This is a genomic window from Lysobacter sp. FW306-1B-D06B, from assembly GCF_038446665.1.
Lineage (GTDB): Bacteria > Pseudomonadota > Gammaproteobacteria > Xanthomonadales > Xanthomonadaceae > Lysobacter_J.
In genome coordinates this window covers 2,833,693-2,846,276 of record NZ_CP151802.1, presented here as the reverse complement: position 1 = coordinate 2,846,276, position 12,584 = coordinate 2,833,693, and the positions used below count along the sequence as shown (strand labels likewise).

Here is a 12,584-nt window from a genome sequence, read left to right as displayed (position 1 = left end):
CTGCGTGTAGATCTTGCTGGTTGTGGACCACGCGCCGGTAATGCTGATCGGCGCAGTTATTGGGGCATGGCTTGCCGTCAGGCCAGCACGGCGGGCGAAGCAAAGTCACGTCCGAGACCTCCTGTCACAGCGGACAGGGCACGGTGCAAGCCGCGAGCCATGCGGGCAAGCCACCTCCGGAACTTCGCATAATGCATACCGGCCGGGCCGGTTCAGGGGAGGGCGGACCGATGTTAATGTCCGCTTTCGACCCGAAGCGGACGTCGGGTTGAACAGGGGGCAGGATGGAAGTCGTTGTGCATAGGTCGGCGGACGGCACTGTAGTGGTCGAGCGTGATGGCCGTTACTTCATTCACTATGACGCGGGCTCGCACCAGATCATTTGGCGCGAGGACGAGGTCTCGGCCGAAGAGCTGGAGATGATCCGATCTGGACCTGAGGGGCTCGATGCCGTCCTGTGGGCCATACAGCGGAAGTTGCTTGCCGCGGGCGATGCGTATTGCGCCAACTGGACGCCAACGACCTGATTCGACTGCACCGTGTTGGCATTCTGGCCGATAGCGGACATTGAGGCCGGGCGGGGCGGTCGGACTGCTGCTAATTTCCGCTTTCGACCCAGAGCGGACGTTGTCTCATGGCCTGCCTCCCTAAACCGCTCGCTTTCGAACCCACCTGACTAGCCAGGTCGGATGGGATTACGATGGTGCGGGGATCCGGCGCAGGACGGCCGGATAGGGCAGCGTTCATGGGGAGTCTTCATGGATAGTCGCAACACAATTCTGTTCGCTGTTTCGCTAATCCCGTTTGCCGCGTTCGCAGCCGACACGAAGTCCGCTACTTCATGCGTCCCGGCGCCACCCATCCGCGCGCCGGCATATCCGCCGGACCTCGCGATCAAGGGGATCAACGGTACCGTGGTGCTGACGTTGATCATTGATGATTGCGGGCGCGTACTCGATGCGAAGGTGAAAACGCCAGACCGTCCTACTTTCAACAAGGCCGCACTCGCTTCGGTGAAAGGTGCCAGTGTCGTACCTAGCCTCACGACAAAGCCCCAGGCGGGGGAAACGGATTACACCGTTTCATTCAACATGAACCCCCAGCGATACGAATACCGGGAAATCGACTGGCCGAAGTCACATGCACGCCCTCGTTACGAGTTGCAGCCGTCGGACGCTGAATTCGCTGATGCGGCCGCAGTAGACGCAGCGTTTCCTTTCGATCCGGCGAACTCTTGGAAACCACCTTATCCGGGGGTACGCAGCCGCTTCATCCAGACCGGCACTCCGGAAGCCAGGGAATTCTGGCTGGTCATCTTCAAGGACCGCGAACCTAATTTGGCCGCGCACTACCGACCCGTGATGAAGGATGGCGAGCCGGTGGTGCAGCTGTCGGTGCTCTGCAGCGATACCGCTGCCAACTGCAACCAAGCTACGACGAAGTTGCTCGAGGGTTTGCCCAATGCCAAGGCGCGGTAGCCGGTCACCAGTCTGGGCAACCAGAGCGTCTGCTTCTGGCCGATAGAGGACATTCGGCCAATGAGCGCGCCGCAGCAATGCGAAGGTCCGCTTCCGACCCAAAGCGGACATCCGGTGCGGCGGGCAGCGAGGACCGCCAATGGCCCGATCAGGGGAGAGGGGAAGATGAGATTCGCCGCATGCGTCGTGGGGATTGTGGCGCTGTTTGCTGTCGGCATTGTCGCAGCCGCTTCGCCAGGCGCCCTCAGCGTCGACGCACAGCGCCACGTCACGCGTTTCAGCGACGCCTTGAATGCCCTTAGCGAGGGCGCGAGTGGGAAACGCGCCAACGTGCAGGCGAATCGTGCTCTGGAGTTGCTGGTGAAAGACATCTCTGCGGCAGGCGACGAGGCGCTGGCTGCTCTGGCTGGACACTATCTTGGCGAATCAACGGAACCAGAGTGCGAGATCCTGGCGCGGGGGGCGAGGATGCTGCCGCTCCTGATGCGGTTCACACGGAACCCACCGACCGTTCATTTGCCTGCTTCGCCGGTGCATAGCCGGTCCGAACTCATCGACCAGATCAACAACGCCGAGCGGTGCGACTAGGCCATGGTGTCCAACGTCCGCTACTGGCCGTTAGCGGACAAGAGCTTCGGTAGCATTGCGAGCGGTACAACGAAGGGGCCGCGGCGCCGAGTGCTCGGGGCAACCTTGGACGTGGAGTTAGACCATGTAGGGGGCGAGAGTGATCACAGGTCGCTGTCTCTGCGGTGCGGTTCGATACGAGTCGCCAGGCCCGGGCTTGTTCTCCATCGTGTGCCACTGCCGGGACTGCCAGCGTGCGTCCGGAAGCGGTGGCGTCCCCGTGCTCGGCGTACCGCGGGTATCGTTTGCGAGTGTCGGGCCGATCAAACAGGTTCGAACCAAAGGCGGCAGCGGCCATGCCGCCGTTCGCAATATCTGCATAGATTGCGGAAGTCTGCTGTTCGGCACTCCAGAGTCGGCTCCCGAGCTGGTCACCATCTACGCGGGCAGCCTCGACGATTCTGCGACATTCCTGCCAGACGCAGCCTTATTCGTCAGCCAGCGTCCGCCGTGGGCTGCTCTGGCACTGCCCCTGGCAGAACATCAGCGGATGCCGGACGACGAGTGAGTGTGTTTCTGGCCAGTGGCGGTCATAGGTCCGTGCGAGGCGACCAAACTGGTGATAGCGTCCGCTTTCGACCCTTAGGGACATTGTCCCCAGGGCCGGTAAACGAAGCGCTACTAGGGGCGAGAATGGACTACGACGACAAGGTCAGGGACGCCAACGGGCTCGTCATCTGCCTTCGCGACATGGGGGACGGTACGAGTCGCCTGTTCTTCGATGACGTGATCGCCGATCGCCATGCGAATCCGATCAACTGGTCATACGGCAGCTTCTACACCTTCACGCCTGACTTCGATAACGCCCTCATTGAAGGCATGGCGTTGAGCTCGGAGGACTTCGAACGTATCGGCGTCTCTGTCGTCGCCCGGCTTTTGGCGTCGACGAAGCGGATACGCTAGCCCTGAAGGGGTGTCCGCTCTTGGCCGATAGCGGACCTTCGGCCGGACGAGCCCGCTGCTGCGATGCTAATGTCCGTTTCGACCCAAAGCGGACATCAGGTGGGGACGTGCCGAAGTCGATATCGCTTCTGTTGCTGGGCATCGCCTTCGCATGCGGGGGCTGCGCGAAAACCCCTGAGCCCGTGTGCATGGCTCCTGGTCATATTGACGATGGCAGCTGCACGACGGCGCTACTGAACATCCTCGCGTCGCCGGAATCGTACGAGGGGAAGACGGTGTCCGTGCTCGGATTCGTCGAGGTCGTCCCAGGAAACAATGGTGAAGCGATTTTCTTTTATCCCTCACGCGACGCCCGGGCGTTGCAAGCGACGACGACCGCAGTTCGAGTACGGGCCGAAGGGCGTCAACTCGAACTGATTCGTGGCCGCCATCGGGTCGAAGCCCCCGCGTACGCCTCGGGTGTATTCACGCGTGCCGCCTCAAGTTCGGGAATGCTCGGTGAAATCCGGGTAAGGAGCGAATGACCGCTTCTGGCCGATAGCGGACGTTAGGCGGCGTCGCTGCCGTTGAGTCTGTACTGCGCCAAATCCACGAGCACGACGCGGACGAGCTGGTTCTTCGGCTGCCGTCGCGCCCGGGCGCGTTCGCGACGTTCGTCCATCGACTGCCGAAAGATCAGCCCGCGCAATCGTTCAGGGCTGATGCGTTGGCCGTCCGGGCTCACCAGGTCACGGCCAGCCAGTCGCCATCCTTGCCATGGCCCGGTGAGTTCCAGTTGATTGAGAACGCGCCGCTGGTAGTCAGCAGCAGCGCATTCGTTGGGACAGGGCTGACCTTCGATCCAGCAAGGCGGCCGGTGCACGGTCAGACCGCCAAAGCGGGTCGGAAAGGGCCTACAGGGCGTGCCCAACGGCGGAGCAGCCCCATAAGCCACTTCGCATAATGCATACCGGCCGGGCCGGTTCAGGGGAGGGCGGACGGATGTTAATGTCCGCTTTCGACCCAAAGCGGTCATTGAGGCCATGCGTCCGCTGTAGTCCCCTCACGGGCTGGGGCGCTTAGGGGAAGTCGGACGTTCCATGCGAACTAGGCCTGCGTCGTACGCCAAGGAGGGGTGATGATTTCGATGGGAAGGATGGGTGCCATTACGGTCACATCGTTTGCGTTGTTCTTTACGGTTTCGCTTTGCTCAATGCTGACACCGTACGCACCATCGAACGTCGCAGTAGTAGTGATGAGATACATGTTGTTCTCGTTCATGGTCATCAGCTACTTCTACTTTTGCTTCATCTATCGGAGACCTGCTTGGAAAGGCACCCGATGGCAGTTGGTCTACGGCGGGCTGAGCGGTGCACCGCGCATATGGGCGGTCGTAAAGCTGATGGCCATGGCTCTGGTGTTCTTTGGTGCCGTGACGTGGTGCATGGAGCGGTGGTTAGCGATTCCAACGAAGTGGTTGGCATCCACCGAACTCGTTGTCGAGGCACGGTGCGTCAGCGCTGACCAATGGGGAAAGTCTTACCGGAGGCGGGTGATGATCGTTACAGATTCGAGCGAACCATTGCGCTTTCCGTGGCCCGAGCATCTCGCGCCCCCGTGTCCAGGCGACGTCGTCGTAACAGGGCGCCGCTGGATCTTCGGAACACTTGTTGAATCCGTTCGAGCGGCGAATGATCCTGCGCTGGCAGAGGCACAGCCCTCGGCGCTTGCCCGGGATAGCCGAGGCGAAATGTCCGCTCCTGGCCGATAGCGGACATTGAGGCAGAGCGGAGGCGAGGAGCGGGTGCTAATGTCCGCCTTCGACCCAAAGCGGACGTTCGCGAAGGCGATGAAACCCGATATTCAGCCTATAGATCCCTTGTCCCAAGTGGTGTTCGTTCACGACTACTTACAGCTCGTGTTCCAGGACTGTGGGTTCACGCTCTACAACCAAGTCACCTATTCCAAGGGCGATGCGGTGCTTTACCAAAATCGGCCGGGTTTCTGTGATGCCGTCGTATCGCTTATCGGCCAACGGGCGAGGGCGGAAGCGGGCTGCACTGATCTTTTGTTGCACTTTGCGAGTGGAGCCGTGGTGTCGATATCAACTTCTGCCGAAGCCGGGTATGGCCCAGAGGCGTGGCAGTTCAGTCGGTCGGATGGCCTATGCGCCGTGGAACAGAATGGCTGACGCCTCGTCACCGAGGCCGCTTCACGGTCCCTGGTTAGTCGGTCCAAGGACCGCTCCTGGCCGATAGCGGACGTTAGGCGGCGTCGCTGCCGTTGAGCCTGTACTGCGCCAAATCCACGAGCACGACGCGGACGAGCTGGTTCTTCGGCTGCCGTCGCGCCCGGGCGCGTTCGCGACGTTCGTCCATCGACTGCCGAAAGATCAGCCCGCGCAATCGTTCAGGGCTGATGCGTTGGCCGTCCGGGCTCACCAGGTCACGGCCAGCCAGTCGCCATCCTTGCCATGGCCCGGTGAGTTCCAGTTGATTGAGAACGCGCCGCTGGTAGTCAGCAGCAGCGCATTCGTTGGGACAGGGCTGACCTTCGATCCAGCAAGGCGGCCGGTGCACGGTCAGACCGCCAAAGCGGGTCGGAAAGGGCCTACAGCGGCCGAGAGCCAGCGCAAGGCAGCCCTGATCCTATTTCGCATAATGCATACCGGCCGGGCCGGTTCAGGGGAGGGCGGACCGATGTTAATGTCCGCTTTCGACCCATAGCGGACGCTGGAACATCTTAGAGGCCAGTTTGTGTGGTGCTCGGAGGCTGGCGTCGATACCGGCAGCCCGCCGTGGACTGCCGGTCCCCACGCACTGTCGAGCCGGGCCGTCAGTTGCTCCCAGCCGCACCCTCCGCAAGCTTCTTCATCACCAGGTCCAAGCTGAAGCTGCCGGCCTCCTGGCTAGGCGGGAACTCCTTGAAGGTCTCGAGGAACTCGCCGACGATGTGCTGGGCAGGAACGCAGATGAAGGCGTGGTCGAACCACCAGTCGAAGTACGTGTTCGAGGTGACATCCGCCCGCTCGAACGGATCGGTCCGCAGGTTGAACAGCTTCGGGAACCGCAGCGTCGTGAACGGCTCACACCAGACCTGCAATGTGCCCCTGGCGCGCTGTTCCGCGAAGACAAACTTCCAGTTGTCGTAGCGCAGACCAACCAGCTCGGAGTCGTCGTTGAAGTAGAAGAACTCCTTGCGCGGGCTCTCCTTGGTCTTGCCGGTCAGCAGCGGGAGCAAGTTGTAGCCGTCCAGGTGCACCTTGAAGGTTTCATCGCCGACCTTCATGCCCTTGAGCAACTGCTCCTTCATGTCCGGAACGCCAGCCGCCGCCAGCAGCGTCGGCGACCAGTCCAGGTGCGCCACGATCTCGTTGCAGATCGTTCCGGGCTTGATGTGGCCAGGCCACCGGACCATGCAGGGGACGCGGAAAGCGCCTTCCCAGTTTGAGTTCTTCTCGTTGCGGAACGGCGTCATCGCACCGTCCGGCCAGGTGTTCATGTGCGGGCCGTTGTCGGTGGAATACATGACGATGGTGTCGTCCGCCATGCCCAAGTCGTCCAGCGCCTTAAGCACGGTGCCGACGTTCTTGTCGTGGTCGATCATCGCGTCGTGGTACGGGCTCTGCCAACGGCCGGACTGCCCGATGCTCTCGGGCTTGGTGTGCGTGCGCAGGTGCATATGGGTGAAGTTCACCCACAGGAAGACCGGCTTGCCGGCCTTGTGCTGGCGTTTCAGAAAGTCCACGGCACGCTCCGCGAACTCGTCGTCGCAGGTTTCCATCCGCTTCTTTGTCAGCGGGCCGGCGTCCTTGATCGTCTGCTTGCCGACTTTGCCGAAGCGCGGATCCACCGTCAGGTCGTCCTTGTCCGTGGCCTTGCAATCCAGCACGTTGCGCGGCCCGTAGTTCTCCAAAAACTTCGGGAAATCCTTTGCCGGCGGATAGTCCGGCAGTTCGGGTTCCTCGGAGGCGTTCAGGTGATAGAGCGCGCCGTAGAACTCGTCGAAGCCATGCACGGTCGGCAGGTGCTCGTTGCGGTCGCCCAGGTGGTTCTTGCCGAACTGACCGGTGGCGTAGCCTTGGGCCTTGAGCAACGTGGCGATGGTTACGTCGCGGTGCTGCAGGCCCTGCGCAGCCCCTGGCATGCCGACCTTGGTGTTACCGGTGCGGAAGCCGCACTGCCCGGTGATGAACGAGGAGCGCCCGGCCGTGCAGCTCTGCTCGGCGTAATAGTCGGTGAACCGGATACCTTCGCTGGCGACCCTGTCGATGTTGGGCGTGCTGTAGCCCATCAGGCCATCGGAGTAGGCACTGATATTGGTCTGGCCGATGTCGTCGCCCCAGATGATCACAATGTTCGGCTTCTTGGTTGCCATGATCCTTCCCTTATTGTCGAAGACAGGTGCCAGGTCGCCCTGTGTTTCGGTCACGACACATCCGGATGGGTCGGCCTTAGCCACCGAAGAATGAAGGCGGGGCATTTAAAGCGTGGTGAAGTTGAACAGGTGCCGGCTTCCGGCCGATGAATGGTCATGTGTGGACGCTGCGGAAGCCCGGCTGGCGGTTGATCGCCGGAGCGGCGACGTCCGCTTCTGGCCGATAGCGGACATTCGGCGATCAAGATGCTGCGACGCCTCGATGACGCACGTCCGCAAGCTGGACTACGACAACTTTGACCAGCTGCCGACGTGAGGCTGATTGCCGGGCTTCCTCGGCAGCGCGCCGGCTTGCGTACCCCTTAAGGCGCAGCTCCATCTTGTCGCGCCACATCAAACCGCGCAGGCGTTCGACCGTCATGCGTTGGCCGTCCTCAGAAACGAGATGGCGGCCTCGCAGCCGCCATCCGTACCATTCGTCCTCAAAGTCGAAGTTCATGCGTGCACCCCCTGTGCCTGAAGCCGTTCCTCTGGGTCGAGAGGCAAGGGGCGTGCCGCAACACGAAAAGCTCGCCCCAGCCAGCCCCGGTGGCGAAGTGACATAATATGCATTATGCGAAGTGGCTTATGGGGCTGCTCCGCCGTTGGGCACGCCCTGTAGGCCCTTTCCGACCCGCACTCGCGGCCTAATCTGATCCAGCAACGCACACAGGGGCCGATACGGTCCCTGTGCTGTTTCAGGTGGACCCCATGACTACGGATCTTCGGCCGCCTTGCTGGGCGGCGGGCAAAGAATGCCCAAACCTCTGCGCGGCGCAGATGCATCAACGGATTGCCTACAACTCGACGCCGCTCTATGGGCCATGGGCTGGATGGCGGTTGGCCGGCGCCCGTTTGGTATCACCTCATGGCGACTGGATCGCACCTGGCACACTAGATCGGCTCATGTACCGCGAAGGCCGGTTATTCAGTCGTCCGCCCTTATCGCGTGGATCCCGGGCGGTTCGGTAGCCATGTGGGCTAGATCTGATTCGCTGATTACCTCTCTTGCCATCAGCAGCCCGTGCTGAGGAGGTTTGATTTCAGGCCAGCGCAACTCTTCAGGCAACCACTCACGCACCCGGGCCACCACGGTGAAGGCACCCGTGACTAGTGTCGCGGCCTCTGCTTGACTGATCGCTTTCCCTTTCACCGACGCAACTCCCCTGTGACCAAAGGTATTGCGCGCGTTCTTCAAGTCCATAAACGAGGCCCACGCCTGCGCATCTTCGGAAAGCGAGTGGCCCACAAAGGCCTTCAGCAGCGTGGTGTAGCGATGCTCAACACTCGCCTTTGGCTTAGCCGGTTCCGAGATCCAATCCCACAGTTCCGGATTTACCGCTTGTCTCTTTGCCAGCGCGTTAAGCGTCTCGGTAATGAAAGTTTCAAGGCCGACAGCTGCGAGAACTACAGCTGATCCAATGTGTGGCAATGCCCCAATCGCATCGAGAAGCAAGGTGTGCCAGCTGGGCGGCTGGAAGTCATTTGGCAGGGCAAATGCAACCCTCCAAGCCTCGCCATCGACTACGGCATATCCGAACTCATGTATTTCGACACCTCTTCCCTTGACGAGCCCGGCACTCTCCTCAACGTCGGTGCCATCATCGTTCCGATAGCTGAGATGCCAGTCGCACTCGGGAAACCTTACCGGGCTAATGCTGAAGCTCTTAGTGGCGAAGCGTAGTCGCTCGACGAGTTCCGTGACCACCTCCTTAAGAATCTCTAGGGGCGGATCCCAAACGTCAACTCGTCGATCAAACGAATCGCGATGCACTTCCAATCGCAACCCATCTGCATAAAAGGCCGGCTTGCCGTCAAGCGCAACATGCGGAAACGGCAGCGTTGGGGCGATCTCAGTGCGCACCGGCGGAAAGACGGTGAACGTGTAGCCCCCAGTGCTCATGGTAGGCACCACGAATTGGGCACCGGTTGGAACGACTACAGGCTTTGACAATCTGATAAGCAGTTGTGCCTTCATAGCGGCTCATTCATGTCCCTACGAGGCCGAAAGAATATCAAAGGGCAAAGAGCGTCATCAGGATGCAGGCTCGGCGCGTACGGCTCCGATGTCGCCATAACCGCTCACTTGGGGCGCACTCATCGTTGCACCGGAGAGAGGCGTATCCGTAGGGGGCGGGCCCCCTACACCCCCGTGCGGCGTGTCCAGGCGGGCCCGTTGACTGACCTCGTCCATGCGCTGCAGGTTGCCCCGGTTGGTGTCGATGAAGGGCTCGTACTGGCCGTCGGTGGCGATCAGGCGGCACCGGTTCTGCTCAATGACGTAACGCGTGCCCTGCTCCGTCAGGCAACTACAGCCCGCGTGCCCGTCGTGGCCGGAGGCCATGCAGAACACGCGCGGCGGGTTGTTGCGCGGGATTTCGAGTGCGTCGTACGCGGGCGCAGTCCAAGGCTGCCCGCCGATCCTCGGAGTGAGCCACGCGACGTAATCGGTGTCTCGTAGAGCGCGTGGGGATGCGGCTACGGCGGCGTCGGCCGTCGCTCCCGCTCCGTCCTCCTTCGCCTTCGCCTTCGGTGCTGCTACCACGGCGTGCGATTCACCGCTGAGCTTGTCCTTTACGTCGGACATCGCGTAAACGCCACCGGCCACGACGGCGGCGAGCAGGACGAACGCGGCCGGGTAATACCACGGAATCTTGCGGTCCGTGGTGTCCATCACCGTGGACTCGTATAGGCCCATCGGGCGCTTGGGCAGCTTGACGCGTTTCAGGTGCAGCGGGTGGCCCTTCTCCGGGTTGCGCTCGAAACGGTCGAACACCCGCAGGTGCGCGAACGGCAGGCCGAAGCGGCGGCGCACGTGGATATGGCGCTCAATCAGGTCATGCACGAACTCGTCCACCTGCTTGGCCGGCGACTGCGACACGAAGATGAAATCTAGGCCGCGGTGCCGGTGCTTCGCCAGCTGCTGCACGTGCGCGGGCACCTTCGAGCCGGCCGGGCGCTTCGGGAGCATCTCGTGCTCGTAGGCTTCGTCGACGACGGCTACGGCACCATCAGGCAGGAAGTCCATCCAGTTCCGGAATTGCTCCGGCGACATCGGCAGCATGCGCGCCTTCTCGTGCTCGAAGCCGCGCACGTTGCACACGTAGACCAGCCGGCCTTCGTTGCGGAAGTCGATGGCGTGATCGATCGCGTGCAGCGTCTTGCCGTGTCCAGGCTGTCCCGTGTACCAGTAGATCATTGCCCGCCCCCCGGCAGCTGGTTAGCAACGGAGGTCGGAAGAATGAAGATCTTCGTTGCGAGTCGGATCGTGAGCGCAGAGAGCACGCACGACATGAAAACATCCATCCCGACCGCGCCGAGGAATTCCAGCCCCTTCGGCGGTATCAGGTTCGCGTAGCTCGTCAGGTAGTCCTTCAGGCTGGGCAGGATCGCATTGAGCGACACGAGGCTGAGGCCGAACGCGCCGAGGATGCGCGCGACGATGATGCCCGCGCCGACCTTGAAGACGTTGAAGATCTTGCCGGCTACGCCCGCAATGATTTCGCCAATCGCGCTCACAGCACGTCTCCGGTCAGGATGCGCAGCGCGAGGAACACGCCGACGAGGATGACCACGCCGCGCATCAGCGCGATGAGGTCGCAAAAGTACGGCTGGCTGTCCAGCGAGAACGAACCGAACGGGCCGAATTCCAGTTCGCCCAACTGCGGGCACTGACCGCCGCCGCCCAGAAAGCCGCCCGTATCGAGCATGTCGGTGTTGACCACTCTCGACAGGAAACCCGGCTCGTCGTCATCGCCACCGCCGTCGCCGGCTTCGGTGCCGTCCGGTTTCGTCCAGTCGGGCTGACCGTCGCCATTCGCGTCGCCCTTGCAGATCTGCGCGCGCATGGCGCGAAGTTGCTGGGCGTTCGCGTGCGTGCCTTCCACCGAGAACGGCTCGGCGCAGTTGCCGACGTCACCGGTCACCTTGACGCCATTGCCTGCTTCGACCGCGCAGCGCGTCTGCCATGCCTGATTGGCGACCATGCCAAGGATCTGATCGCCGGTCACGATGGGCGGACTCTTGCAGTCGCCGCCGCCGGTCGCGGTGCCCTCTTCGCCGTCGCCCTCCCCCTCCCCGCTTCCATCGTCGGGCTCGCCGTCATTGGAGGGCTTTCCCCCGCCGTTCGCGTCGGTGCCGTGCTGCGTCTGGAAGTTGGTGGTGGTGGTGGTCGTGGTGGTGTTGTTGTTCGTCACCTGGGTGACGATGGGCGGACCCTTCTGTTGCAGGTTGTCGCCGCTGGGGAGGCTGAGGTTCGGCGCAATGGGCGTCTCGCCTGCGTTGCGCTTCTGCCGGTTCTTGCCGTCGTTCTTGTCGCCCACTTCGCCGGGCTTCCAGCAAAACTGCATCGGGTCACCGATGGGGCCTTTGTAGCACTCCTGTCCGTCCTGCTTGACGCATGCGGTCTGGCCGTTGCCAAGGTCTTTGCACACCTGCGGGTCTTCGGTGTTCGGCGTTGGCGTGCCGGCAGCACACGCGGCTCCGGTAGGCTGCCAGCCCTTCGACATGGTGACGAAGTTGCTGCCGTTGAAGCTGAGTGTGGTGCCGCCATCGGGCGCAGCGAACGCGCAGCCGTCGATGCATGCACTCGTGGCGGTGCCACTGATGAGGCCATTACCGAGCGCGGACTTGTCCAGGCATCGCTGTGAGTTGAAACAGGTCTGTGTGTCCGCGTTCCACGTCTCCCCGGCCGGGCAAATATCGCCGTTGAAGTACCAGCCGGTGGCAGAGTTGGTGTACGGGCTCCACGTCTGGTGCGACTGATTGCACGTCGGATGGTAGTTCGTGCCCGTCCGAGCCGCCTTCAGTGTGAAATTCTTGCTCGCTGCATTAAGCGTGCATGCCTGTTTCGCGATCGGGTAGTGCCAACCCGACACAGCCGGTTCGGCCATCGTACTCGGCACGCTGTTGCATGCCGCTTGTGCCGCCGCGCGGCTCGGAAACGTGTAGTTGGAACTCGGATACGTTGCATTGATCGCGTCTTGCCAGCGCGTCAGGCCGCACATTGCCTGCGCTTGCGCTTTGCCCATGCCGCACCACGCGAGGACAGCGGCGACCAGCACGAACGCGATGCGGCGCGCGATTGCGTTCGCGAGGATGCGACGGAAGTCCATTAGACGGCCTCGTATGCGAGCCAGAACGCGCCAAGCAGCGCGACGATGACGAAATACCCCATGCTGC

Annotated in this window: 16 protein-coding genes; 7 read left to right on the top strand and 9 right to left on the bottom strand. The window is 62.1% G+C overall.

The genetic code is table 11. The annotated features are described in order from the left end of the window. The first annotated feature begins 284 nt into the window (after positions 1–284). From AAFF32_RS13030 to AAFF32_RS13005, 6 genes are all read left to right on the top strand, one after another. Positions 285–527, top strand: coding sequence for a hypothetical protein (locus AAFF32_RS13030; protein WP_342315413.1), 243 nt, complete (start codon positions 285–287; stop codon positions 525–527). Positions 528–758: 231 nt separating this feature from the next. After that, the gene (locus AAFF32_RS13025; protein WP_342315412.1) at positions 759–1,478 is read left to right on the top strand and encodes a TonB family protein; all 720 of its coding nucleotides are present in this window, start codon (positions 759–761) and stop codon (positions 1,476–1,478) included. A gap of 165 nt (positions 1,479–1,643) precedes the next feature. After that, positions 1,644–2,066, top strand: coding sequence for a hypothetical protein (locus AAFF32_RS13020; RefSeq protein ID WP_342315411.1), 423 nt, complete (start codon positions 1,644–1,646; stop codon positions 2,064–2,066). A gap of 139 nt (positions 2,067–2,205) precedes the next feature. Continuing rightward, on the top strand, positions 2,206–2,613 hold the full coding sequence (locus AAFF32_RS13015; RefSeq protein WP_342315410.1) for a GFA family protein: 408 nt from the start codon (positions 2,206–2,208) through the stop codon (positions 2,611–2,613). 125 nt (positions 2,614–2,738) lie between these two features. Then, positions 2,739–3,008 carry a hypothetical protein gene (locus AAFF32_RS13010; protein ID WP_342315409.1) on the top strand — a complete coding sequence of 90 codons (270 nt, stop codon included), beginning with the start codon at positions 2,739–2,741 and terminating at the stop codon, positions 3,006–3,008. A gap of 107 nt (positions 3,009–3,115) precedes the next feature. Then, the gene (locus AAFF32_RS13005; RefSeq protein ID WP_342315408.1) at positions 3,116–3,532 is read left to right on the top strand and encodes a hypothetical protein; all 417 of its coding nucleotides are present in this window, start codon (positions 3,116–3,118) and stop codon (positions 3,530–3,532) included. Between the two features lie 23 nt (positions 3,533–3,555). Here the strand turns inward: AAFF32_RS13005 and AAFF32_RS13000 are convergent, their stop codons facing one another. Beyond that, positions 3,556–3,870, bottom strand: coding sequence for a DUF3653 domain-containing protein (locus tag AAFF32_RS13000; RefSeq protein ID WP_342315405.1), 315 nt, complete (start codon positions 3,868–3,870; stop codon positions 3,556–3,558). 224 nt (positions 3,871–4,094) lie between these two features. Next, positions 4,095–4,274 (bottom strand): hypothetical protein, encoded by a 180-nt coding sequence (locus tag AAFF32_RS12995; protein WP_342315407.1) that lies wholly within the window; start codon positions 4,272–4,274, stop codon positions 4,095–4,097. A 523-nt stretch (positions 4,275–4,797) separates the two neighbouring features. On the opposite strand from AAFF32_RS12995, the gene AAFF32_RS12990 reads away from it, so the two are divergent. Continuing rightward, positions 4,798–5,178, top strand: coding sequence for a hypothetical protein (locus AAFF32_RS12990; RefSeq protein ID WP_342315406.1), 381 nt, complete (start codon positions 4,798–4,800; stop codon positions 5,176–5,178). A 73-nt stretch (positions 5,179–5,251) separates the two neighbouring features. On the opposite strand, the gene AAFF32_RS12985 is transcribed toward AAFF32_RS12990, so the two are convergent. The 7 genes from AAFF32_RS12985 to AAFF32_RS12955 all read right to left on the bottom strand — a co-directional run bounded on the left by AAFF32_RS12985 (position 5,252) and on the right by AAFF32_RS12955 (position 12,517). After that, complete coding sequence (locus AAFF32_RS12985; protein WP_342315405.1) at positions 5,252–5,566, bottom strand: DUF3653 domain-containing protein; 315 nt, start codon at positions 5,564–5,566, stop codon at positions 5,252–5,254. Between the two features lie 256 nt (positions 5,567–5,822). Continuing rightward, positions 5,823–7,364, bottom strand: a complete 1,542-nt coding sequence (locus tag AAFF32_RS12980; protein ID WP_342315404.1) for an arylsulfatase — start codon at positions 7,362–7,364, stop codon at positions 5,823–5,825. 241 nt (positions 7,365–7,605) lie between these two features. Continuing rightward, on the bottom strand, positions 7,606–7,863 hold the full coding sequence (locus tag AAFF32_RS12975; protein ID WP_342315403.1) for a DUF3653 domain-containing protein: 258 nt from the start codon (positions 7,861–7,863) through the stop codon (positions 7,606–7,608). 468 nt (positions 7,864–8,331) lie between these two features. Beyond that, positions 8,332–9,381: a hypothetical protein gene (locus tag AAFF32_RS12970; protein WP_342315402.1), complete on the bottom strand. Its 1,050-nt coding sequence runs from the start codon at positions 9,379–9,381 to the stop codon at positions 8,332–8,334. A gap of 57 nt (positions 9,382–9,438) precedes the next feature. Further along, positions 9,439–10,602 carry a zonular occludens toxin domain-containing protein gene (locus AAFF32_RS12965; protein ID WP_342315401.1) on the bottom strand — a complete coding sequence of 388 codons (1,164 nt, stop codon included), beginning with the start codon at positions 10,600–10,602 and terminating at the stop codon, positions 9,439–9,441. Further along, entirely contained in the window at positions 10,599–10,922 is a 324-nt protein-coding gene (locus AAFF32_RS12960; protein WP_342315400.1) for a DUF2523 family protein, read from the bottom strand. The genes AAFF32_RS12965 and AAFF32_RS12960 overlap by 4 nt, the downstream gene beginning before the upstream one ends. Beyond that, a complete protein-coding gene (locus AAFF32_RS12955; RefSeq protein ID WP_342315399.1) occupies positions 10,919–12,517 on the bottom strand; it encodes a hypothetical protein in 1,599 nt (532 codons plus the stop codon). Before AAFF32_RS12955 ends, AAFF32_RS12960 begins: the two co-directional genes overlap by 4 nt. Positions 12,518–12,584: the final 67 nt, after the last annotated feature.

Excerpts from the sequence above, each read along its gene's own strand:
- AAFF32_RS13030 (WP_342315413.1), top strand. The coding sequence starts at position 285 with ATGGAAGTCGTTGTGCATAGGTCGGCGGACGGCACTGTAGTGGTCGAG.
- AAFF32_RS13025 (WP_342315412.1), top strand. The coding sequence starts at position 759 with ATGGATAGTCGCAACACAATTCTGTTCGCTGTTTCGCTAATCCCGTTT.
- AAFF32_RS13020 (WP_342315411.1), top strand. The coding sequence starts at position 1,644 with ATGAGATTCGCCGCATGCGTCGTGGGGATTGTGGCGCTGTTTGCTGTC.
- AAFF32_RS13010 (WP_342315409.1), top strand. The coding sequence starts at position 2,739 with ATGGACTACGACGACAAGGTCAGGGACGCCAACGGGCTCGTCATCTGC.
- AAFF32_RS12995 (WP_342315407.1), bottom strand. The coding sequence starts at position 4,274 with ATGACCATGAACGAGAACAACATGTATCTCATCACTACTACTGCGACG.
- AAFF32_RS12990 (WP_342315406.1), top strand. The coding sequence starts at position 4,798 with ATGTCCGCCTTCGACCCAAAGCGGACGTTCGCGAAGGCGATGAAACCC.
- AAFF32_RS12980 (WP_342315404.1), bottom strand. The coding sequence starts at position 7,364 with ATGGCAACCAAGAAGCCGAACATTGTGATCATCTGGGGCGACGACATC.
- AAFF32_RS12975 (WP_342315403.1), bottom strand. The coding sequence starts at position 7,863 with ATGAACTTCGACTTTGAGGACGAATGGTACGGATGGCGGCTGCGAGGC.
- AAFF32_RS12970 (WP_342315402.1), bottom strand. The coding sequence starts at position 9,381 with ATGAAGGCACAACTGCTTATCAGATTGTCAAAGCCTGTAGTCGTTCCA.
- AAFF32_RS12965 (WP_342315401.1), bottom strand. The coding sequence starts at position 10,602 with ATGATCTACTGGTACACGGGACAGCCTGGACACGGCAAGACGCTGCAC.
- AAFF32_RS12955 (WP_342315399.1), bottom strand. The coding sequence starts at position 12,517 with ATGGACTTCCGTCGCATCCTCGCGAACGCAATCGCGCGCCGCATCGCG.